This is a genomic window from Microbacterium timonense, assembly GCF_900292075.1.
GTDB classification, from domain to species: Bacteria; Actinomycetota; Actinomycetes; order Actinomycetales; family Microbacteriaceae; genus Microbacterium; species Microbacterium timonense.
Genome location: NZ_OLMV01000001.1, coordinates 964073 through 985307, shown reverse-complemented (window position 1 = coordinate 985307; position 21235 = coordinate 964073). Strand labels below are relative to the sequence as shown.

The following is a 21235-nucleotide window of genomic DNA, read 5'->3' as shown; positions in this document are numbered from 1 at the left end:
CCCCGGGCCTCTTCGTGTGGCCGCGCTCCGCCCGCCACCGCGCGCCGCGCTGGTGCCGCGACGCTGAAGCACGATGAGAAGAGTCTCATGGCCTGCGGTGCGCGCAACGCTCGAGGTCTGTCACCATTGATAGAGCACATCGTTGAACAACGGTCATACGACGCTGCGCGCGAAGGGAGGCGAGACGTGGAGGCACGGACCAGATTGGTCGTCGGTGGCATGTCCGCCGTCGCCGCCAGCATCGCCGTGGTGACCGCGGTTGCGCTGGCCGGCAGCGCCGCGCTCGCGGACGCACCCGGCACGGTCGTCGCGTCGGGACGTGTCGTGGTGCCTGCTGCGTCTCCGACAGCGGCGCCGCAAGCCCCCGAGTCGCCGGCCGCCCCGTCGCAGGTCGTCGCGCCGGCTGCCCAGCCGGAGGTCGTCGAGGCGCCCGCCCCCACCATCGTCGGAAACTCCGGCTCCGGCGGCGCGAGCCAGACCGCCACAGGGGCCGCATCGGATGGCACGGGCAGCGATACCCCTGCCGACCTGGAATCCGCCATCGCCGCCGCCAAGGCCGGCGGAAGCTGGGACGCCCTGCGTCAGTGGGCCGCCGAGCACGGCTGGTCCGGTGACCGCATCGATGCGCTGGTATCCCGGCTGCGGGACGAGTGGACCTCGCGCGGCGGCCAGCAGGGCCCGAGTGGATCCGACGGCGGCGAGGGCTTCGTCGGCACCGTTCCTTCGGACCCGAACCGGTCCAAGCCGACTGAGCAGCGTCACAGCGGCCAGAAACCCAACGGTCACAAGCAGAACATCGATCGTCCCGCTCACGCGGGTTCGGACGCCGGACATGGCGAGGGCGCCGGTCCGGGTTCGAAGAGAGACCAGTCGCGCGATTCCCCAGACAGGCGCGACTGAAGATGGCCGGATCCCCCAGTCCGGCCTTTCCAGCCCCCGGTGTCCCCCAGCACCGGGGGCTTCTCTGTGCGCCTGAATCGGAGAGGAGCGCCGCGCCGGCCGGAGCGGGTCCCGGTCACTCCCAGCGGTAGCCGGCGCCGCGGACGGTGACGATGTGGTTCGACCCGAGTTTGCCGCGCAGGTACCGCACGTACACGTCCACGACGTTCGAGCCGGGGTCGAAGTCGAGTCCCCAGACGCTGCTGAGCAGCTGCTCCCGGCTGAGGACACGCCCGGGGTTGCGCAGGAACTGCTCGGCGAGCGCGAACTCCCGGGCGGAGAGGTCGATCTCACGACCGTCCACGGTCGCCCGCCGCGCCAGGATGTCGAGGGCGACATCTCCGTGCGAGATGGAGACGCCCGGCTGGGGCACCGTCTCGCGCAGGCGGGAGCGCACGCGCGCAAGAAGCTCCTCGAACGTGAACGGCTTGGGCACGTAGTCGTTGGCTCCGGCATCCAGCCCCGTCACGGTGTCGCGGGTGCTCGAGCGTGCGGTGAGCATGATGACCGGGATCGCGGAGCCGCGGGCCCGTAGTTCGCGCAGCACCTCGAATCCGTCCATCGTGGGAAGACCCACATCCAGCAGAACCAGATCGCCGTCGCCCCGGAGGGCTGCCTCCAGGCCCTCGGGACCGTCATCGACGACGACGGTCTCGTAACCGGCCGCCTCCAGCCCTCGACTCACGAACGCGGCGATCCGCGGCTCGTCCTCGACGATGAGGATTGTGGTCATCCCGATGCCTCCCGTTGCAGCACGACGTCTCCCGCACGCACCGGCGCCGGCAACTCGGCCTCCGTGCGGTGGGGAGGCAGGTGAATCGTGAAGGTGGCGCCGCCGCCCGGTGTGTCGGTGACGGCGCAGTGCCCGCCGTGGCCCTTCGCGATCGCGTCGACGATCGCCAGGCCCAGGCCGGATCCGCCCACGGTGCGCTTGACGTGCGCCCGGTCGAAACGACGGAAGATCCTGGTGCGGGCGGCCGGCGGAATGCCGGGGCCGTGGTCGCGCACCCACAGGCGCACTCCCTGCTCGTCCAGCGCACTGCCGATCTCGATGGGGCTGCCGGCGGGGGTGTACTTCGCGGCGTTGTCTGCCAACTGCAGCCACGCCTGCAGGAGCCGGTCGGGGTCGCCCGAGACGAGGCCCTCGGCGCGGGCCTGGACCGTCCAGGTGTGGCCCGGGATGACACCCACCAGCTCGCCCACGCGGGCGGTGAGCGCGGTCAGGTCGACGTCGGTCAACGTGTAGGCGTCCGCCTCCGCCGTGGCCAGCAGGTCGATGTCCTCGACGAGCCGGGCGAGCCGGTCGAGCTCCGCGATGCCGATGTCGCGCGCCGAGGCCACATCGACGGCATCGCGCGGATCCATCAGCTCCAGGTGGCCGCGCACGATCGTGATGGGGGTCTTCAGCTCGTGGCGCACATCGTCCAGCAGCTGGCGCTGGCCGTCCACGGAGTCCTCGAGCCGATCGAGCATCGAGTTCACGGTGCGTGACAGGTCCGAGATGTCGTCGTTGCCGTGCGGCTCGATGCGCAGCGAGAGGTCGGTGATCGAGATGGCGTCCGCGGTCTCGCGCAGGCGGCGGATCGGCGAGAGCAGCCGACCCGTCACGAACCAGCCCACGACGCCGATGGCGACCAGCACCGCCAGCGCGGCGATGATGTACGTCGTCATCGCGAACGTGACCGGCTGCAGCTCGGCGCCGAGATCGACCGCGCGGATGTAGAGGCCCTGCCGGGTGTCGCCCGGCATCGAGACCGGAATGGCGATGTACCGCAGTGACCCCTGGTCGGTCGCCACCGTGCCCGTCTTCGTCTCGCCGTCGCGGGTGTCGGCGACGGCGCGGTCGATCAGGTCCTGGTTGTCGGAGACGTCGAATCCCGACAGCGTGGACGGCACCCACCGCGGCGTGCCGTCGACCAGTGCCAGCGACGCCTCGTTGCGCGCGGGAACCAGGCGGGCGACGACCGCGTACAGGTAGTCGTCGATCGTCTCGTAGTCGTTGACGTCCAGCTCTTCGGTCGCCGCGGCGGCGCCGTCGCGCACGCCGGAGGCCCCGCCGTCATCATCGGCCACCGCCCGCAGCGACGCGACCTGGTTCGAGAGCCGGTCGTTGACGCTGTTCAGCACCTGCTGGCGCTGCACGAGGAACGTGACGCTCCCCACCGTCGCCAGACCGACGCACGCCACCGCCAGGATCGCCGCGAGGATCCTGACGCGGGCGGGTATCGGCCGGGGCGTGCGGGCCATCTCCCGATTATCCCGCCGACGCAGCGGTTGCGGCATGGCGTGCCGGGATCAGCCCGGGTGCGTCATCGAGAGCAGGTCGAGCTTCTCGTCGAGCTGCTCGAGCGTGAGCTCTCCGCGCTCCACGTAACCCAGGTCGATGACGGCCTCGCGCACCGTGATCCCCTTCGCGACGGAGTGCTTGGCGATCTTGGCGGCGGCCTCGTAGCCGATGAGCTTGTTCAGCGGCGTCACGATCGACGGCGACATGCCCGCGTAAGCGGCGGCGCGCTCGACGTTCGCCTCCAGGCCGGCGATCGTTTTGTCGGCGAGCACACGCGACGTGTTGGCGATGAGCTCGATCGACTCGAGCACCGCGCTGCCCATGATGGGGATCGCCACGTTGAGCTCGAAGGCGCCGGATGCCCCGGCCCAGGCGACCGTCGCATCGTTGCCGATGACGCGGGCGCACACCATGAGCGTCGCCTCGGGGATGACGGGATTGACCTTGCCGGGCATGATCGAGGATCCCGGCTGCAGGTCGGGGATGTGCAGCTCGCCCAGACCCGTGTTGGGGCCCGAGCCCATCCACCGCAGGTCGTTGTTGATCTTCGTGAGCGAGACCGCGATCGTGCGCAGCGCGCCCGATGCCTCGACGAGGCCGTCGCGGTTGGCCTGGGCCTCGAAGTGGTCCTTGGCCTCGGTGATCGGCAGCTCCGTGTCGGCCACGATGAGCTCGATGACGCGCTGCGGGAAGCCCACGGGAGTGTTGATGCCGGTGCCCACGGCGGTGCCGCCGAGGGGCACCTCGGCCACACGCGGGAGCACCGACTGCACCCGCTCGATCCCGAGGCGGATCTGCCGCGCGTAGCCGCCGAACTCCTGGCCGAGGGTCACCGGGGTGGCGTCCATGAGGTGGGTGCGGCCGGACTTCACCACGGTCTTCCACAGCTCGGCCTTCTCCTCGAAAGCGACCGCGAGGTGATCGAGGGCGGGGATGAGGTCGTCGATGATCTCCTGCGTCACGGCGATGTGCACCGAGGTCGGGAAGACGTCATTGGACGACTGCGACGCGTTGACGTGGTCGTTGGGGTGGACCGGCTGCCCGAGGGACTGGGTGGCCAGCGTCGCCAGCACCTCGTTCATGTTCATGTTGGACGAGGTTCCGCTGCCGGTCTGGTACACGTCGATGGGGAACTGGTCGGCGAACTCGCCCCCGATGATGCGGTCGGCGGCGGCGGCGATCGCGTCGGCGATCGCCCCGTCGAGCGTTCCGAGCTCCTTGTTGGCGAGAGCCGCGGCCTTCTGGATGCGCGCGAGGGCGACGATCTGCGCGGGCTCGAGCCGGTCGCCGGAGATCGGGAAGTTCTCCACCGCGCGCTGGGTCTGCGCGGCGTACAGCGCGTTCTTGGGAACGCGCACCTCGCCCATCGTGTCGTGCTCGATGCGGTACTCGGTGTCGGTCACGTCGTTGTTCCTCACGTGTGGATACGGGTGGGTCTGAATCCGGTCAGGCGTGCTCGGAGAGGCCGATCATCACATCGGGCACCGCCGTGCCCTCGGCCAGCCGGTAGTTGGCGCCGACGATCGCCAGACGCCCTTCCGCGACGGCGGCGCTGATGAGCTCGGACGAGTGCAGCAGCTCGGCCACGGTGTCGCGCAGGTGCTCCCGGCCGACCTCTTCGGCGTCGATGGTCTCGGGCAGGACGCCGTCCACGGTGGAGGCTCGCTGCACGCGACGGACCGCGGGGACGATCGGGGAGATGAGCCGCCAGATGTGCGGCGGCAGCGGGTCGGCATCCGGGTCGGTGCTGTCGATGGCTGCGCGCACCGCGCCGCACGCATCGTGGCCGAGGACGACGATGAGCGGCACCTCGAGCACGGCGACCGCATATTCGAGGCTGCCCACGACGGAGTCGGAGATCACCTGACCCGCGTTGCGCACCACGAACAGATCGCCCAGGCCCTTGTCGAAGATGATCTCGGCGGCCAGTCGCGAGTCGGCGCACCCGAACAGCGCCGCGCGGGGACGCTGCCCCTCGGCCAGATCGTGGCGGGTCTCGACATCCTGGCGGGGGTGGCGCGGCTCGCCCGCGACGAAGCGGGCATTCCCGCGCTGCATCTCCTGCCAGGCCTTCGCGGGTGTGGGCTGGTCGGTCACTCGGCCTCCTCGCGCAGCGCGCTGATCTGTTCGGTGAGGGAGCGTGCCGTCTCTTCCAGCGCGGCCTGATCGGCGGCGCCGTAGATCAGCACGGTGTCGGGGCCGGCATCGGTGGCGATCGCGACCGAGATGTTGCCGGTGCGGTCGGGGTCGAGCACGTAGTGATCCCACTCGATGCCGTCGATGTTCAGGGTGTCCTGCGGGGCCGCCCCGGAGAGGACGCGCGCCGGCCAGGACGGGTCGGCGTCGAAGCCCTGGGCGACCCGCAGGAAGCCGCGCTCGTCCTCGGCGGCGGGCGCGAACACGACGGCGAACGCCCGCACCGACCCGACACCATCGACGCCGGCGCTGTTGACGACCCACCCGTCGGACATGCGGGGGGCGATCACCGTGCGTCCTTCGGAGTCGGCGATGCCCGCGGCGACCGACGCGACGTCGACCGGTTCCCGGTCGGGGACCGATCCGCGCGGCACGGCGAACACGATGACGACGACGACCGCGAGCGTGGCCAGCAGAGCGGCGATGAGGTTGCGGACGTTCTGGCTCGAGCGGTAGACCCGCGACGATTCCGCCTTGCGCGTCGCCGTCTCTTCGGGTGTCTCCGGGCGTCCGAGCTCGGCGACGACGCGGGGTCCGCGAGCCATCACTCCACCCCGCTCCCGTCGGCGGGCCGGACGCCGTCGGCGGAGGCGCGTGCCGCGTCGAGGCGACGCTTGGCGCCGAGCAGCCATTCCTCGCACCGGGCCGCGAGGGCCTCGCCGCGCTCCCACAGCGCCAGGGAGTGCTCGAGGGTCGGCGCACCCTGCTCCAGTTCGGCGACGACGCGCACCAGCTCATCGCGCGCCTGCTCGAACGAGAGGGTCGCGACGTCGCTCTGGGCGCCGCTGGACTCGGTCATGCCCCCAGTCTAGTTGGCGGCGGGACGCGTCCCGTCCCCGTCCGAAGCCGCCTCGGTCACCGCTCTGACGTCCTCGGCGACCTCGCCCTCGGACTGCGCGGCGAACGATCCGCGTCCCACCGTCACGACGACGGGGGTGGATGCCGGAGCTTGCGCCGCGTCACGCACGATGACGCCGTCGGCCAGGTGCGCGATCGCGTAGCCGCGGGCGAGGGTCGAGGCAGGGGAGAGGGCGCGCAGCGTCGCGCGCAGTTCCGCGGTGCGTCGTTCCTGCGTCTGCAGCGCACGGTCGACGCGCTCCCTGCCTCGGGCGGCGAGCAGCTCGACCTCGTGCGCACGCGTGCGCAGCAGCGTCTCGGGCGTGCGCAGCACCGGCCGCGACCGCAGCTGCTCGAGCTGGGCGATGTCGTGGGTGACGCGCTGCGTGAGCCGAGAGGTCAGGCGCGCTCGCAACTGCGCGACCAGCGCGCGCTGTTCCGCGACATCAGGGACGAGCCGCTTGGCCGCATCGGTGGGGGTGGAGGCGCGCAGGTCGGCGACGTCGTCCAGCAGCGGGTGGTCGTTCTCGTGCCCGATCGCGCTGACGACGGGAGTGGATGCCGCGGCCACCGCGCGCAGCAGCCGCTCGTCGCTGAAGCCGAGGAGGGTCTGCGGATCGCCGCCGCCGCGCGCGATCACGATGACGTCGACGTCGGGCGCCGCATCGAGGGCCTTCAGCGCCGCGATCGTCTCGGGGACGCAGCGATCGCCCTGCACCGCCGCGTACTTGGTGCGGAACTGCACCTGGGGCCAGCGCAGCTCGGCGTTGCGGTGCACGTCCTTCTCGGCATCCGAGTTCTCGCCGGTGATGAGCCCGATGAGGCGCGGCAGGAAGGGGATGGGCTTCTTGCGGGAGGGGTCGGACAGTCCCTCGGCCCGCAGCTGCACCCGCAGGCGCTCCAGACGCTCGAGCTGGTCTCCCAGCCCCACGTGCCGCATCGCCGACACGCTGAAGCCGAAATCACCGTTCTTGACGAAGTAGTCGGCCTTGACGCAGGCCACGACATGATCGCCGACCTTGAGGTCGCCGGGCAGCCGGTCGCGGGTGGACGACCAGATGCGGAACGAGATGGTGGCATCGGTGACGAGGTCCTTGAGGCGACCGAACACGTTTCCACCGCGCAGGTTGAACGCCGTGATCTCGCCCTCGACCCATACCGAACCCCAGGTCTGCACGAAGCCGCGGATGGTGTCGTTCAGCCGGGCGACCGACGTCGGGGCCTGGGGGGTGGAATCGCGCGGGCGCACCGAGTCCGGTGGCGGCGGCTCGCCGGGGACGGTGGCCGGCTGGAACGTCGTCATGCGGTCCTTTCGTGACCGGGTGCCGGGCGGTGCGCGCGGAGGCCCCGCTCAGGAGGCCGCCCGTAGAATCGAGGAGTGAGCATCAGCACCGTGGGCCAGACCGCAACGAGCCGGGCCCCTGTGAGCATGCCCGTTCCGCGAGTTCCGCGGCGGCGCGAACCGCTCCAGGATATCCCCGGCTCCGGACAGAAGCGGGTGCTGCTGGCATCTCCCCGCGGCTACTGCGCCGGGGTCGACCGGGCGGTCATCGCGGTCGAGAAGGCGCTCGAGCGGTTCGGTGCGCCGGTGTACGTGCGCAAGCAGATCGTCCACAACATCCACGTCGTCACCGAGCTCGAGAAGAAGGGCGCGGTCTTCGTCGAGGAGGTCGACGAGGTGCCCCCCGGGGCCCACGTCGTCTTCAGTGCACACGGGGTGTCTCCGGCCGTGGTGAACGCCGCGTCCGACCGGGGTCTGCGTGCCATCGACGCCACGTGCCCGCTCGTGACGAAGGTGCACCGCGAGGCGGTGCGCTTCGCGCGCGACGACTACGAGATCCTGCTGATCGGCCACGTCGGTCACGAGGAGGTGGAAGGGACCGCCGGAGAGGCGCCCGACCACGTCACGATCGTCAACTCGCCGGAGGAAGCCGACACCATCGAGGTGCGCGACCCGTCGAAGGTCGTCTGGCTGTCGCAGACCACGCTGTCGGTGGACGAGACCATGGAGACCGTGCGCCGGCTCCGGGTGCGGTTCCCCGAGCTTCAGGACCCGCCCTCGGACGACATCTGCTACGCGACTCAGAACCGCCAGGTGGCGATCAAGAAGGTCGCCAAGGATGCGGATCTCGTCATCGTGGTCGGCTCGGCGAACTCCTCGAACAGCGTCCGCCTGGTGGAAGTCGCGCTGGAGTACGGCGCGAAGGCGGCATACCGAGTGGATTACGCCGACGAGGTCGAGCAGGCCTGGCTGGAGGGCGTCGAGACCGTCGGCGTCACCAGCGGCGCCTCGGTGCCGGAGGTGCTCGTGCAGCAGGTGCTCGACGATCTCGCCGCTGCGGGATACCGCGACGTGCAAGAGGTGCGCACGGCGGAGGAGGACCTCATGTTCTCGCTGCCGAAGGAGCTGCGACAGGATGCCGCCGGCAAGCGCGACGATCGCGCACTTGGGGGCCGGAGTCGGTCATGAGCGACCCCGCGGCTGCTTCCGCCCCTGATCCGCGCGACGGCGGATCATCGCGCCCGGCGCCGCGATACGGTCAATACGCGACGCCGGAGGAGCAGCGGGCGCGCATCCGTGAGCCGGCGCCGTGGCAGGCGGCGGCCGCAGAGCCGGCCGTCGTGCCTGCGCCGGCGGCCGGTGTGCCGGCGGCGCCCGCGGCCGCCACGGCGCCGAAGGTCCGGCCCGTCGACCGCATCGTCACGTTCGCACTGCTCGCGTACGGGCTGGTGAACGTGCTCACCTCGGTTCCGGCCTTCCTCGACTACGGTGCGTACGCCGAGACCATGCTCGGTCTGCTGGGCGTGGATGCGACCCTCTCCGACCCCGGTGCCGGACACGGCTGGGCGATCGCCGCGGCGCTCGTGCTCATCGTCGGCTGGTGCGCGACCGCCGTGGTGTCGCTGTGGAACCTGCGTCGCGGGCGGCTGACGTGGTGGATTCCGCTGGTGGCCGGCGTCGTGTTCACCTTCGCGGCGGGCATCCTCATGGTGGTGCCGCTGATGGGCGATCCCGTCGTCTGGCAGGCGGTCGTCGACAGCGCGGGCGGCGCGCGCTAGCCACGAGGGCTCGCGGGCGCAACCGCCGTCCGCGGATCACCGTGCGAGGCCATACTCGACGGTGACGACGTGGTCGCATTGCGCGCCCGGTGAACCGGCCGGCGGCCAGTCTCGTTTCCCCAGCGGGAGGTGATGGATGCCGCACGACAGCGTGGACCGCCGCGACGGCGCCGAGAGCCGCGACGCGGTGCGCCTGTCGGCCCTGTACGACGCCCACGCGGCGCCCATCTGGCGCTACGTCGTGCACCTGACCGGCGATCGTGCGGGAGCGGACGACATCGTGCAAGAGACACTGCTGCGGGCGTGGCGCACGCCGCGGATCCTCGAGCAGGACCCGTCGACGACGCGGTCCTGGATGTTCACGGTGGCTCGTCATCTCGTCATCGACGATGTCCGCAGCGCGCGGCGGCGGCGTGAGATCGACGTCGCTGAGCTGCCCGAGCGGACCGTGCCGGACGCGACGGATGCCCTGTTCGAGGCGATCATCGTGGAGGAGGCGCTCGCCTCTTTGACCGCCGATCACCGCGCAGTCGTGATCCACGCGTACTACCGGGGCCTGTCGGTGGCCGAGATGGCTGCCGAGCTCGACATCCCGGAAGGCACCGTGAAGTCCCGTCTCCACTACGGACTGCGGGCGCTGCGGCTCGCGCTGCAGGAGAGAGGGGTGACGCGATGAACCAGGATCACGTCCGCTACGCCGATTGGGACGCGGCGTACGTCATCCGCGCCCTCGACTCCGCCGATCGCCGCCGCTACGAGGCGCATCTGGACGAGTGCCCGCTGTGCCGTCAAGCGGTCGGAGAGCTGGCGCCCACGCTCGGGCTGCTGGCGCGCGTGCCCTCCGAGCGCGCGCAGTCACTCCTGGACCTCGCCGCCCAGGCCGGACCGCGCGCGGACGGCCGTGACCGGCTGGTGGCACGGGGGAGGCGAGATCGGCACCGGAGACGCGTGCTGGCATGGGCCGGTGCGGCAGCGGCCGCTGCCGTCCTCGCGATCGTCGCCATCGTCGGCGTGACGACGGCGCTCACAGACCCGGTCCCCGCGGGACAGGTCGTGGCGCTGGAGCCGGTGACGGATGTGCCGCTGAGCGCGACGGTGGAGCTGACCTCCGTCGCGTGGGGCACGCGGCTGGACATGGTGTGCGACTACCCCCGCAGCGCCGACCCCGATGCACCCCGGCGGGAGTGGCCGTATGTGCTGGTGGTGACCGCCACCGACGGGACGACGAGCGAGCTGTCGACGTGGCGGGCCGGTCCGGGGTCGACGGCGCGCCTGGAGGCGGGCACCGCGCTGGATGCGGGCGAGATCGCCTCCATCGAGGTGCGCTCGCTCACGGACGACCGTGTGCTGTTGCGCGGGTCGCCCGACGGCGACTGACGTGCGCCGTGCGAAGATGACGGCATGCCACGCTTGCTCGCCGTGTGCGCCGTGCGGCGGCTGCGCCCTGACGCCGGCGCCGTCGGCGTGACGGCGATCGACAAGGGCCCGGTCGAAGGGCCCGTCCGTGTGGGACCGTATGGCGTCTACGCCGACGTGCAGGCGGACCGGAAGCATCACGGCGGCCTCGACAAGGCGCTGTACGCCTATGCCGAGGAGGATGCCGCATTCTGGGAGGAGCAGCTGGGGCGCCGGCTGCCTCCGGGATGGTTCGGGGAGAACCTCCGCGTGGCCGGGCTGGATGTCAACGCGGCGCGGATCGGTGAGCGATGGCGGATCGGCGAGCGCGTGGAGGTCGAGGTGACCATGCCCCGCACCCCCTGTCAGACGTTCGCCCGCTGGGTGGGTGGTGACGACGCCCGCGGGTGGGTCAAGCGGTTCTCGGCCGAGCGCCGGCTCGGACCGTACCTCCGCGTGGTCCGCGTCGGACGGGTGCGGGCAGGCGACGAGATCGTCGTCGTCCACCGGCCCGACGATGCGCCGGGCCTGCTCGACCGGTACATCGACCCGGAGTGACGCCCGGACCCGGATGTGCGGATGCCCCGGCACGAGTCCGCGTGGACCCGCACCGGGGCATCCGGATGCCGTTCGCGGTGCTACGCGGCGAGGCTCTTGCCGTGCGAACCGAGCTGCTGCGTCGCCTCGACGACGCGGGCGGCCATCGCCGACTCGGCGATCTTGCCCCACGCCCGCGGGTCGTACGCCTTCTTGTTGCCGACCTCGCCGTCCACCTTCAGCACGCCGTCGTAGTGGGAGAACATGTAACCGGCGATGGAGCGCGTGAAGGCGTACTGCGTGTCGGTGTCGATGTTCATCTTGACCACGCCGTTGGCGACCGCCAGCGCGATCTCCTCATCGGTCGAGCCGCTGCCGCCGTGGAAGACGAGGTCGAGGGGCTTGGGGCCGGTGCCGAAGCGCGAGGCGATGCCCTCCTGGATCTCACCCAGCAGTTCGGGGCGGAGCTTGACGTTGCCCGGCTTGTAGACGCCGTGCACGTTGCCGAAGGTGAGCGCCGAGATGTACCGGCCGTTCTCGCCGAGACCGAGGGCTTCGACCGCCTTGGTGACGTCGGCCACCGTGGTGTAGAGGGCCTCGTTGGAGCCCTCGTGCTTGACCCCGTCCTCCTCGCCGCCGACCACGCCGATCTCGACCTCGAGGATCGCGCTGATGTTCTTGAGCCGCGGGAGCAACTCCTTCGCGATCTCGATGTTCTCATCCAGCGGAACAGCCGAGCCGTCCCACATGTGCGACTGGAAGATCGGGTTGCGACCGGCCTTGACCTCTTCTTCGGATGCCTCCAGCAGCGGCAGGACGAATCCGGGCAGCGCCTCTTTGGGGCAGTGGTCGGTGTGCAGCGCGACGGTGATGGGGTAGTTCTTGGCGACCTCGGTGGCGAACTTCGCGAACGCCAGAGCGCCGGCAGCGCGCGCCTTGACGGTCTGCCCGGCGAAGTAGTCCGCGCCCCCCGTGGTGACCTGGAGGATGCCGTCTGACCCTGCCTCGGTCAGACCCTGCAGGACGGCGTTGATCGTCTGCGAGCTGGAGACGTTGATGGCGGGGTACGCGAAGCCGCCGGCCTTCGCGCGGTCCAGCATGTCGGCGTACTGGTCGGGGGTGGCGACGGGCATGGGGGCTCCTTGTTCTTCGGGTTCTCGGGGGCTGCGGCCCTCCGAGCTCACGGCTCTGATCGATGCGGGCGTCACCGAGAACTCTAGCGAAGGCGCGCTCCGACGGCCCGCGAGGCGCGAGAAGGCGGTGACGGAAACGCCGGCTCTGTCTCTTCCTGTAAAGAATCGAGATTCCTTCGCCAGCCGCAGGGTGAAATTCGCCAGAACCGACGACGTGCGCTGGCTAGGCTGACCGCATGGTGAGCCTGACCGCGGATATGAGTCCCCTCCAGCCCGATCGCAATCTCGCACTGGAGCTGGTGCGCGCGACCGAGGCGGCGGCGATCCGGGCGGTGCCCTTCATCGGGCGCGGCGCGAAGGAGGCGGCCGATGGGGCGGCGGTCGACGCGATGCGCGCCTTCTTCACCACCGTGAACTTCGACGGCACCATCGTGATCGGCGAGGGTGAGAAGGATGAAGCGCCCATGCTCTACAACGGCGAGCGCGTCGGCAACGGCCGTGGCCCGCAGGCCGACGTCGCCGTCGATCCCATCGACGGGACGTCGCTGACGGCGGCAGGGCGCAACAACGCGCTGTCGGTCATCGCCGTCTCCGACCACGGCACGATGCTCGACGCGTCGAGCGTCTTCTACATGGACAAGCTCGTGACCGGTCCGGCGGGCGTCGGCGTGGTCGACATCCGGCTGCCGATCGGGGAGAACATCCGCCGGCTCGCCAAGGCGCTCGGCAAGCCGGTGGACGAGATCGTCGTGTCCGTCCTGCACCGGCCGCGCCACGAACGCCTCATCCAGGAGATCCGCGAGGCCGGCGCCGGCACGCGCCTGATGAGCGACGGGGACGTCGCGGGCGGCATCAACGCCGCGCGGCACAACGCCCGCACCGACATGTGCGTGGGAATCGGCGGCAGCCCCGAGGGCATCGTCACCGCGTGCGCGATCAAGGCCTTGGGTGGACACATCCAGGGTCGGCTCTGGCCGCGGGACGACGACGAGAAGCAGCGTGGCATCGACGCAGGCCTGAAGCTCGACGGTCACGTCTACGAGGCCGACGACCTGGTCAAGGGGAAGAACACGATCTTCGTCGCGACCGGCGTGACGGACGGCGCGCTCGTGGCCGGCGTGCGGCGCGAGGGAGGCTACGTCTACACCGAGAGCGTCGTGCTCCGGGGAGCGTCGGGCACGCTGCGTCGCATCTCGTCGGAGCACCTCGTCTCGAAGTGGCTCTGAAACAGAGGGGCTGCTGCGGCAGGCGGGTCTCCGCTGTGACTGGTTCGTGACCCGGGTTCCACGCGATCTCTGGCAGAATCGAAGAGGTGTCGACGGCGACGCGACAGTGTTTCCGACGCGAGGAGTTGACGATGGCCACGCAGCAGACCGGTGAATCGTCGTCGCCCCAGACGGGCGCGCACGCGGTGGTCGCCAACGCGATCGATCCCGCCCGCCGGCCCGACGTGCTGCTGCGCGTTCGCCGGGACGAGGGCCACGAGATCAGCGCGTGGTGGATGATCGGCGCTTTCGTCGGCGTGTCGGCGGCCGTCATCGGGCTGCTGAGCTTCGTGCCAGGCGGTCACTGACCGCTCGCCACGCGGGATGCCGCGGCCCTCAGTCGCCGGGCAGCCCGATGCGCGCTCGCACCTCGCCCAGTTCCGCGGTCACGGCGGGCGCGCCCTCGTCGGGCTGCTCCAGCAGCTCCGGCGCCGTGAGACGCCGCGGGCTCTTCTCGATGACCGCGGGCTCGGCGACGGCGTCGAGCTTGGTCGCGTCGATGCCCGGGAACTTGCGCGCAGTCACCAGCACGCGCGTCTCGAGCGATCCCGCGAAGCGGTTGTAGCTGTCGACCGTCCGCTCGATGGCCCGTCGCAGGTCGTCCGCGTGCGACGCGAGCGATCCGAGACGCTCGTACAGCTGGTTGCCCAGGTCGAACAGCGCCCTCGCCTCCTGCGAGACGTCCTGCTGGGTCCAGGTGTAGGCGACGGTCTTCAGCACCGCCCACAGATTCACCGGTGACGCCAGGGCGACCCGCTTGCCGAAGGCGTAGTCGAGGAGCGACGGATCCTCCTCGAGGGCTGCCGCCAAGAGCGACTCGCTCGGGACGAAGCAGACGACGAACTCGGGACTGGACGAAAGGCCCGCCCAGTACGTCTTGCGTGCCAGAGCATCCACGTGCGAGCGCACGGCCTTGACGTGCTTATCGAGCAGACTCCGGCGACGCGCGGCTTCGGCTCCCTGGGCGGTGAAGGGGATGGCGCTGGCCTCCAGGAACGCGTCCAGCGGCACCTTCGCGTCGACGGCGATCGCCTTGTCGCCGGGGAGGCGGATGACCATGTCGGGGCGCCCGGCGCCCGCATCCGTCGTGATGGAGGCCTGGAGGTCGAAGTCGACGTGGCGGGTGAGCCCGGCCGCCTCCACGACGCGCCGCAGCTGCGTCTCGCCCCAGACGCCTCGGGTGCTGCCGGACCGCAGCGCCCCGGCGAGGGATTCGGTGGTCGCGCGCAGCGCCTCGTCGGACTCGTGCGCGCGCCGCAGCTGCTCGGCCAGGGTGCCGAACTGCGTGTGCCGATCACGCTCGAGCTCGTCGACCTTCATGTGCATCGCGGCCAGCGTCTCTTGCACGGGTGCCAGGGCGCGCAGCACCGATTGCTCGCGCCGCTCGCGCTCCTCGCGCGCCGCCTGGTCGTGACGCGTCTGGCTCGCGAGCTCCCGGTAGAGCAGCTGCTGGTGCTCGAGCTGCGCCTGCACGCCCTGCCGTGCCGCCTCGGACGCCGCGGCTCGCGCGGCCAGGTCGGCGCGCTCACGAGCCGCTCGCGCGAGTCCCGCCGCCCAGCCGGCCGCCGCGCCCGCGACGAGGCAGACGATCACCACGGCGCTGATCACCACTGCATCCATGGCTCCAGGGTGCCCCAGGCCGCCGACATCCCGGATCGCCCGCGCCGCAGCATCCCGTCATCCCCGCACGCGAGTCGACACGATTCGCTCGAGTCGCGGTGTTCCGGACGCGTGAAGCGTGTCGTTTGGGCCGGGACGTGTCGACTCGAGGTCAGCTGCCGCCGCGAGGGGCGTCGTTGCGTGGCTCAGGCGACGGCGAACGAGACCGCGGGCATCTCGGCGATCGCGATCTGCGACACGCGGACGCCGACCGCGTCGGCGAGGCCCGGGATGTCGGCGGCACCGACGCGCCGGGCGGCGTCGATCATCACATGCGCGCAGGCCATCGCATCCGCCGTGGCGTTGTGGTGGGCGAAGTCCGCGAAGCCGGCCTCGGCGGCCACGAAGGGCAGACGGTACGACTCGAGTCGATAGACCCGTCGGGCGACCTGCAGGCTGCAGGCGTACCGGTAGGGAGGGCACTCGTCGCCCGTCGCGTCGCACGCGCGCTTGAGCACCGCCATGTCGAAGCCGGCGTTGTGCGCGACCAGGATGTCGTCGCCCGCGAACGCGACGATGTCGGCGAGCTGGTCGGTCCATGCCGCGGCGCCGGCGACGTCTTCGGGGCGGATGCCGTGGATGCGCACGTTGAGCTCGAAGAACACATCGTGCCCCGCCGGCGGCCGGATCAGCCAGCCCGTCCTGTCCACGATCTCGCCGTCGCGTACGCGGACCAGTCCGACCGCGCAGGCCGACGCGTTGCTGGAGTTCGCCGTCTCGAAGTCGATGGCGGTGAAGTCCAGTGGCACCTCCCCAGACTCACCCGGGCGAGAGCCCGTCGACGGAAGGCGCGCCGCGCGGGCGGCGTTCGGCCGGCGATCGCGGCATAGGCTCGGGCCATGGCCAGTCGTGAGGAGATGTCGCTGTCGTTCGGCGCGGCCGCCGGCGCGTACGAGTCCGGGCGACCGGACTATCCGCGGGAGGCGGTGGAGTGGATGCTCGCGCCCGTGCGCCAGCACGACCGGGCCCTGCGTGCTGCCGACGTGGGCGCCGGCACCGGCAAGCTCACCCGCACGATGGTCGAAGCCGGCGCCGAGGTGGTCGCGATCGACCCCGACAGCGTCATGCTGGCCGCCCTGCGCGAGCACGTCCATGGTGTGCCGACATTCGTCGGCACGGCCGAGCGGATGCCGTTGCCGGACGCATCGGTCGATGCGGTGCTCCTCGGACAGGCGTGGCACTGGGTGGATCCGGTGGCCGCGTCGGCCGAAGCCGGCCGGGTGCTCCGAGCCGGCGGCGTGCTGGGTCTGGTGTGGAACATCCGCGACGACGCGGACCCGTGGGTGGCGCGGCTGACAGCCGCGATGCACGGGAGCCACGCGGAGGAGATGCTCCAGCGTGAGGGACCCCGTGTCGCCGACCCGTTCCCGGTGCTCGAGGCGAGGACGTGGACCTGGACCCGCTCCCTCACGCGGTCGGCGCTGCTGGACATGGCGGCCTCGCGCAGTTACGTCATCACCGCGTCCGAGAGCGACCGGACGCGGATCCTCGGGGCGGTGAACGCGCTGTTCGACGAGCGCCGCGTCACCGAGGCGACCGGGGACGAGGTCCTCGACCTGCCCTACGTGACGCACGCGTATCGCGGCATCCGTCCCTGACGGCGCTCGCCGCGGGGTGTCGGCGCCGCGGCGTAGGGTGTCGCCCGTGCGCACTCTCACCGTCTGCAACTTCGTCACCGTCGACGGCCGCTACGAGGACGACGACCACGACATCGCCTCGTTCTTCGAACACCAGCATCCCGATTACCGGGGCGCCGACACGTTCGACCACTACACGACGGCGCTGTTGCGGGAATCCGGCACGCTGCTGCTGTCGGGGCGCCGCTCGGCGCTCGGAAACCTCCGCTACTGGACGGGAGTGCAGAGGGACCCGGATGCGACGGCGATCCGTCGTGAGTTCGCCGAGCTCATCCTCGGGGTCGAGAAGGTGGTCGTCTCCGATACGCTCACCGCCGATGATGTCGCGCCGTACGAGAACATCCGCATCGTGCCGGTTGCCGGTGCGCGGGCAGAGGTCGCCAGTCTCAAGCGGGGCGACGGGCGCGGCATCCTCGTCCTGCTCGGTCGCCTGATGTGGAACGACCTCATGCACGCGGGTCTGGTCGACGAGTTGCATCTCGTGACCTTCCCGCTCATCGCCGGCACCGGTGTGCCGCTGTTCGATGCCCGGCCCGCGGCGGCTCTCAAGCTCCTCGAGACGCGGACGTGGGAGGAGTCGGGCAACGTCCTGATGCGGTGGCGCGTCGACCCCGTGTGAGTCGCAGACGGCGGATGCCGCGGGGCGCGGAATCCGTGGCCATCTAGACTGGATGCCCGTGGCTCTCACCATCGGAATCGTCGGCCTCCCCAACGTGGGCAAGTCGACCCTCTTCAACGCCCTCACCAAGAACCAGGTGCTCGCGGCGAACTACCCGTTCGCGACGATCGAGCCGAACGTGGGCGTGGTCAACCTGCCCGACGCGCGGCTGGACAAGCTCGCCGAGATCTTCCACTCCGAGCGGATCCTTCCCGCCGCGGTGTCCTTCGTCGACATCGCCGGCATCGTCCGCGGAGCCAGCGAAGGGGAGGGGCTGGGCAACCAGTTCCTCGCCAACATCCGCGAGGCGGACGCGATCGCTCAGGTGGTGCGCGGGTTCAGCGACGACGACGTCGTGCACGTCGAGGGTGCGGTGAACCCGCAGAGCGACATGGAGACGATCAACGCCGAGCTGCAGCTGGCCGACCTACAGACCCTCGAGAAGGCGATCGCCCGGTACGAGAAGGAAGTCCGCGGCAAGAAGACCGATCCCGTCGTCCTCGAGACCGCCGTGAAGGCCCAGGAGGCCCTGCAGCGCGGCGAGCTGCTGTCGGCGTCGGGAATCGACCTGTCGCCGATCCGCGAGCTGGGCCTTCTCACCGCGAAGCCCTTCATCTTCGTCTTCAACGTCGACGAGGCGGTGCTGACGGATGCCGCGCGCAAGGCGGAGCTGGAAGCTCTCGTCGCGCCTGCCAAGGCGGTGTTCCTGGACGCGAAGATCGAGTCCGAGCTGATCGATCTCGATCCGGAGGACGCCGCCGAGCTGCTGGCGTCCACCGGCCAGGAGGAATCGGGCCTCGACCAGCTCGCGCGGATCGGCTTCGACACCCTCGGCCTTCAGACCTACCTCACCGCCGGGCCGAAGGAGGCGCGCGCCTGGACCATCGGAAAGGGATGGAAGGCGCCTCAGGCCGCGGGGGTGATCCACACCGATTTCGAGAAGGGCTTCATCAAAGCGGAGGTGATCTCCTTCGACGACCTCGTCGCGGCGGGGTCGGTCGTCGAGGCGCGAGCGCGGGGCAAGGCCCGCCTGGAGGGCAAGGACTACGTCATGCAGGACGGCGACGTGGTCGAGTTCCGCTTCAACGTCTGAGCCCATTCCCGCCCGAGAGGACGACTTCATGACCGACACCCAGATCTTCGAGCCCGACGGCCGCGCCATCCCCTACGCCGACGACGGGAGCAGCGGTCCGGCCGTCGTGCTGCTGCCCGCGCGAGGGCTCAACATCAGCTACCTCGGCCCGCTGGCGCACGCCCTGGTGGAAGAGGACTTCCGCATCGTCCGGATCGGTCCGCGGCATCCGTCCACCGCCTCGGACGCGGCCGTCTCACTGCACGACCTTGCGCGGGACGTCGTCGACGTCATGGACCATATCGGACTCGCCGGGGCCTGGATCGGCGGTCACGCCTTCGGCGGCACGGTGGCCCGCACCGTGTCCCTCGACCACCCGGAGCGCGTGGCCGGCGTCCTGCTGCTCGGTGTCGAGGGCGCGGAGCAGACCGACGAGCTCGCCGCGGGTGCGGACTCCGAGATCCCGGAGCAGGCCCGCGACGCCGCCGTCGACTCCATGCAGCGTGCCGCGCAGGACGCCGCACCCGAGGTGGAATGGTCCTCGCTCGCGCCCGCCGTGCCGGTGCTGGTCATCCAGGGCTCCGAAGACCGTCTCACCCCGCCCGTGAACGGCGAGCGGCTCCGCGCGTCCGCGCCCGACCGGGTGAGTGTCGTACAGGTCGATGGTGCCGGCCACCTCTTCCCGGTCACGCACGTCGGCGCGACGTCGTGGCCGATCGAGGATTACCTCGACTGGGACTGATCCCCGGAGCCGGCCGGCTCCAGGAGCGCGCGCGCGAGCAGCGTGGACCCGGCGACAGCGGCGGGCATCGTCACGACCGCCCCGAGGGGCACGAGGAAGCACAGCTGCGTCGCGATACCGAACCCAAGCACCTGCAAACGGTGCGCGGCCAGCACCCGCCCGCGCTCGCGGCGCGTCATGCCGCGAGCCGTGAACGCGCGAGAGGTCAGCTCGTCGGCAAGCAGCCAGCCGGTGAAGGCCACGCCCACGAGGGTGCTGCACACCCCGCCGACGACGGGAATCAGTGCGATGAGCACCGACAGCACCGCCACGCCGACGCCTCGGGCGATGAGCGACAGCGCGTCGACGACCGAACGCCAGAATCCGTAGCGTCCGTCCTCATCGGTGCGACCGAGGTCGGCCTCGACCGTCCGCCAGATCCGCTCGTAGAACGGTTCGCCCACGACGAGCGTGACGGCGGTGAAGGTGACCGCCACCACGACCAGTGCGGCCCCGAACACGGCGGTCCCGACGGTGAACCGCAGAAGACCGGCCCACACGCCCGGCCATGCGTCGGCGAACGGCGTCACGGCTTCGGTGATGGCCGGGAGGTAGGCGCCGAGAGTGACCAGGCCCGCGAGGAACAGAAGGCCCACGATGGCCGCCGGAAGGATGCCGAGCGCCATCGTGCCGGGTCGGCGCCGCCAGAAGGCGAACCCTCCGCCCAGGGCCGCCACACCTCGTCCGAACTCGCGCATCCGCCTCAGCCTATGACGCCATCGGCCGCCTCGCGGCGGCGCCGACAGTGCTTTGTTCGGCGATCACCGCGGCTCACGGCGAAAGATGTCAGATCCCGGTGCCGGCGTCAAGCCCCTCGTGGGGCATCCGTGCCCGCAGCCATCGTGATGGCCACGCAGATGCGCGTGAAGCCGCCGTTCCGGGAGGGTGCCATGCTCGCGACAACGACCGCCGAGGATCAGGTTCGTCGTCCGGAGCTGCTGTGGGTCGGTTCGGGCGGCTGGGTCGCGTGCGATCCCGCCGTCGACCCGAGCGATCCTCATCGCGTGGTGGCCTATCTGGAATGCAAGGACGAGCGCGTCTACCTGCTGTGGGTGACGGGGTCCGGTGGCGTGCGCGAGTTCGCTTCGCTTCGTGAGGCACTCGACCAGATTTCGCTGAGACTCGCCGCCCCCATCCCGTAGGACCGATCGTCCCTGCCCGACGCCGGGGTGAGGACTAGGCGGTCGCGGCCGCGTGGCTCACCGTCGCCAGCACCTCTTCGAGGAAGTCCGCCACGACTCGCGCGTCGTGGACCGGAAGATCCGCCGCGAGGGTGCGCAGCCTCGTCGTGAGCGGGTCGAGGTGATCGGGGTCGACGTTGCGGTCGAACGGACGCACGATCTTCTTGCGGCGGTCGTGCGGGTGCGCGTCCACCACGACCAGACCCCGGTCGACGAGACGATCGATGAGCGCCGTGCCCGAGGCGGGGGAGAGGTGCAGCGCCCGAGAGATACGGCCCGGCGTGACCTCTTCCGTGTCGACGCGTTCCAGCAGGTAGCGCATCGCGGCGCGGTCGGTCTCGTTCAGTCCGGTCTGCTCGCGTTGGCGGGCCAGCCGCGCCTCTGCCAGTCGAAGGCGCTCCAGGATGCCGGCGACGTCGGGTCGCTTGCCCGATATCGACATGGACGACGTCGCGTTCTCGCGCACGGTTCGGTCCTTTCGGTCCGTCTTCCCCGGGAAGCCATTATGCCGAACGACTCTCGTCCCATTGGATCACGAAGGGAAAGCTCCTGGGAAGTACACTCACGGAATTCTCATTATCAAAATGTTCGGTATCGA

At 70.7% G+C, this 21235-nt stretch carries 25 protein-coding genes; 13 read left to right on the top strand and 12 right to left on the bottom strand.

The annotated features are described in order from the left end of the window. The first annotated feature begins 219 nt into the window (after positions 1-219). Positions 220-900 (top strand): hypothetical protein, encoded by a 681-nt coding sequence (locus tag C9992_RS04735; protein WP_106814370.1) that lies wholly within the window; start codon positions 220-222, stop codon positions 898-900. Positions 901-1015: 115 nt separating this feature from the next. Here C9992_RS04735 and C9992_RS04730 read toward each other — a convergent pair whose 3' ends face one another. The 7 genes from C9992_RS04730 to xseA are packed head-to-tail and all read right to left on the bottom strand — an operon-like array spanning position 1016 to position 7562. Next, positions 1016-1672 carry a response regulator transcription factor gene (locus C9992_RS04730; RefSeq protein WP_106814369.1) on the bottom strand — a complete coding sequence of 219 codons (657 nt, stop codon included), beginning with the start codon at positions 1670-1672 and terminating at the stop codon, positions 1016-1018. After that, the gene (locus C9992_RS04725) at positions 1669-3186 is read right to left on the bottom strand and encodes a sensor histidine kinase (RefSeq protein WP_106814368.1); all 1518 of its coding nucleotides are present in this window, start codon (positions 3184-3186) and stop codon (positions 1669-1671) included. Before C9992_RS04725 ends, C9992_RS04730 begins: the two co-directional genes overlap by 4 nt. A 48-nt stretch (positions 3187-3234) precedes the next feature. Beyond that, positions 3235-4629 carry a class II fumarate hydratase gene (locus tag C9992_RS04720; RefSeq protein WP_106814367.1) on the bottom strand — a complete coding sequence of 465 codons (1395 nt, stop codon included), beginning with the start codon at positions 4627-4629 and terminating at the stop codon, positions 3235-3237. 43 nt (positions 4630-4672) lie between these two features. Then, on the bottom strand, positions 4673-5284 hold the full coding sequence (locus C9992_RS04715) for a carbonic anhydrase (RefSeq protein WP_106814647.1): 612 nt from the start codon (positions 5282-5284) through the stop codon (positions 4673-4675). 35 nt (positions 5285-5319) lie between these two features. Beyond that, positions 5320-5967, bottom strand: coding sequence for a DUF4245 family protein (locus C9992_RS04710; protein WP_106814366.1), 648 nt, complete (start codon positions 5965-5967; stop codon positions 5320-5322). Continuing rightward, a complete protein-coding gene (locus C9992_RS04705; RefSeq protein WP_106814365.1) occupies positions 5967-6221 on the bottom strand; it encodes an exodeoxyribonuclease VII small subunit in 255 nt (84 codons plus the stop codon). The genes C9992_RS04710 and C9992_RS04705 overlap by 1 nt, the downstream gene beginning before the upstream one ends. A gap of 9 nt (positions 6222-6230) precedes the next feature. Further along, positions 6231-7562: an exodeoxyribonuclease VII large subunit gene (xseA, locus tag C9992_RS04700; RefSeq protein ID WP_106814364.1), complete on the bottom strand. Its 1332-nt coding sequence runs from the start codon at positions 7560-7562 to the stop codon at positions 6231-6233. A gap of 126 nt (positions 7563-7688) precedes the next feature. Here xseA and C9992_RS04695 point away from each other — a divergent pair, with 126 nt between their 5' ends. From C9992_RS04695 to C9992_RS04675, 5 genes are all read left to right on the top strand, one after another. Next, a complete protein-coding gene (locus C9992_RS04695; protein ID WP_106814646.1) occupies positions 7689-8729 on the top strand; it encodes a 4-hydroxy-3-methylbut-2-enyl diphosphate reductase in 1041 nt (346 codons plus the stop codon). Then, positions 8726-9319 carry a DUF6264 family protein gene (locus C9992_RS04690; protein ID WP_106814363.1) on the top strand — a complete coding sequence of 198 codons (594 nt, stop codon included), beginning with the start codon at positions 8726-8728 and terminating at the stop codon, positions 9317-9319. Before C9992_RS04695 ends, C9992_RS04690 begins: the two co-directional genes overlap by 4 nt. A gap of 136 nt (positions 9320-9455) precedes the next feature. Then, complete coding sequence (locus C9992_RS04685; RefSeq protein ID WP_106814362.1) at positions 9456-9995, top strand: sigma-70 family RNA polymerase sigma factor; 540 nt, start codon at positions 9456-9458, stop codon at positions 9993-9995. Then, positions 9992-10696 carry an anti-sigma factor family protein gene (locus C9992_RS04680; RefSeq protein ID WP_106814361.1) on the top strand — a complete coding sequence of 235 codons (705 nt, stop codon included), beginning with the start codon at positions 9992-9994 and terminating at the stop codon, positions 10694-10696. The genes C9992_RS04685 and C9992_RS04680 overlap by 4 nt, the downstream gene beginning before the upstream one ends. 24 nt (positions 10697-10720) lie before the next feature. After that, positions 10721-11272: an MOSC domain-containing protein gene (locus C9992_RS04675; protein ID WP_106814360.1), complete on the top strand. Its 552-nt coding sequence runs from the start codon at positions 10721-10723 to the stop codon at positions 11270-11272. Between the two features lie 80 nt (positions 11273-11352). Here the strand turns inward: C9992_RS04675 and fbaA are convergent, their stop codons facing one another. Next, positions 11353-12384 carry a class II fructose-bisphosphate aldolase gene (fbaA, locus tag C9992_RS04670; protein WP_106814359.1) on the bottom strand — a complete coding sequence of 344 codons (1032 nt, stop codon included), beginning with the start codon at positions 12382-12384 and terminating at the stop codon, positions 11353-11355. 236 nt (positions 12385-12620) lie between these two features. On the opposite strand from fbaA, the gene glpX reads away from it, so the two are divergent. Beyond that, positions 12621-13610 (top strand): class II fructose-bisphosphatase, encoded by a 990-nt coding sequence (gene glpX / locus C9992_RS04665; protein WP_106814358.1) that lies wholly within the window; start codon positions 12621-12623, stop codon positions 13608-13610. Between the two features lie 131 nt (positions 13611-13741). Continuing rightward, the gene (locus C9992_RS04660; protein ID WP_106814357.1) at positions 13742-13957 is read left to right on the top strand and encodes a UDP-N-acetylmuramyl pentapeptide phosphotransferase; all 216 of its coding nucleotides are present in this window, start codon (positions 13742-13744) and stop codon (positions 13955-13957) included. A 28-nt stretch (positions 13958-13985) separates the two neighbouring features. Here the strand turns inward: C9992_RS04660 and C9992_RS04655 are convergent, their stop codons facing one another. Further along, positions 13986-15269, bottom strand: coding sequence for a DNA recombination protein RmuC (locus tag C9992_RS04655; protein ID WP_106814356.1), 1284 nt, complete (start codon positions 15267-15269; stop codon positions 13986-13988). 185 nt (positions 15270-15454) lie between these two features. Further along, complete coding sequence (locus C9992_RS04650) at positions 15455-16057, bottom strand: 3'-5' exonuclease (protein WP_106814355.1); 603 nt, start codon at positions 16055-16057, stop codon at positions 15455-15457. Positions 16058-16147: 90 nt separating this feature from the next. Here C9992_RS04650 and C9992_RS04645 point away from each other — a divergent pair, with 90 nt between their 5' ends. Genes C9992_RS04645 through C9992_RS04630 form a run of 4 tightly spaced genes read left to right on the top strand, consistent with a single transcriptional unit; the run spans position 16148 to position 19417 of the window. Continuing rightward, a complete protein-coding gene (locus C9992_RS04645; protein WP_106814354.1) occupies positions 16148-16906 on the top strand; it encodes a class I SAM-dependent methyltransferase in 759 nt (252 codons plus the stop codon). Positions 16907-16952: 46 nt separating this feature from the next. Next, entirely contained in the window at positions 16953-17564 is a 612-nt protein-coding gene (locus C9992_RS04640; RefSeq protein WP_106814353.1) for a dihydrofolate reductase family protein, read from the top strand. A 58-nt stretch (positions 17565-17622) separates the two neighbouring features. After that, entirely contained in the window at positions 17623-18696 is a 1074-nt protein-coding gene (ychF, locus tag C9992_RS04635) for a redox-regulated ATPase YchF (RefSeq protein ID WP_106814645.1), read from the top strand. 28 nt (positions 18697-18724) lie between these two features. Further along, positions 18725-19417 carry an alpha/beta fold hydrolase gene (locus C9992_RS04630; protein ID WP_106814352.1) on the top strand — a complete coding sequence of 231 codons (693 nt, stop codon included), beginning with the start codon at positions 18725-18727 and terminating at the stop codon, positions 19415-19417. Here C9992_RS04630 and C9992_RS04625 read toward each other — a convergent pair. After that, complete coding sequence (locus tag C9992_RS04625; protein WP_106814351.1) at positions 19399-20154, bottom strand: EI24 domain-containing protein; 756 nt, start codon at positions 20152-20154, stop codon at positions 19399-19401. The two genes, C9992_RS04630 and C9992_RS04625, sit on opposite strands and share 19 nt — an antisense overlap. Positions 20155-20283: 129 nt before the next feature. On the opposite strand from C9992_RS04625, the gene C9992_RS04620 reads away from it, so the two are divergent. Further along, positions 20284-20598, top strand: a complete 315-nt coding sequence (locus C9992_RS04620; RefSeq protein ID WP_106814350.1) for a hypothetical protein — start codon at positions 20284-20286, stop codon at positions 20596-20598. Positions 20599-20632: 34 nt separating this feature from the next. Here C9992_RS04620 and C9992_RS04615 read toward each other — a convergent pair whose 3' ends face one another. After that, positions 20633-21103, bottom strand: coding sequence for a MarR family winged helix-turn-helix transcriptional regulator (locus tag C9992_RS04615; RefSeq protein ID WP_106814349.1), 471 nt, complete (start codon positions 21101-21103; stop codon positions 20633-20635). Positions 21104-21235 lie beyond the last annotated feature (132 nt).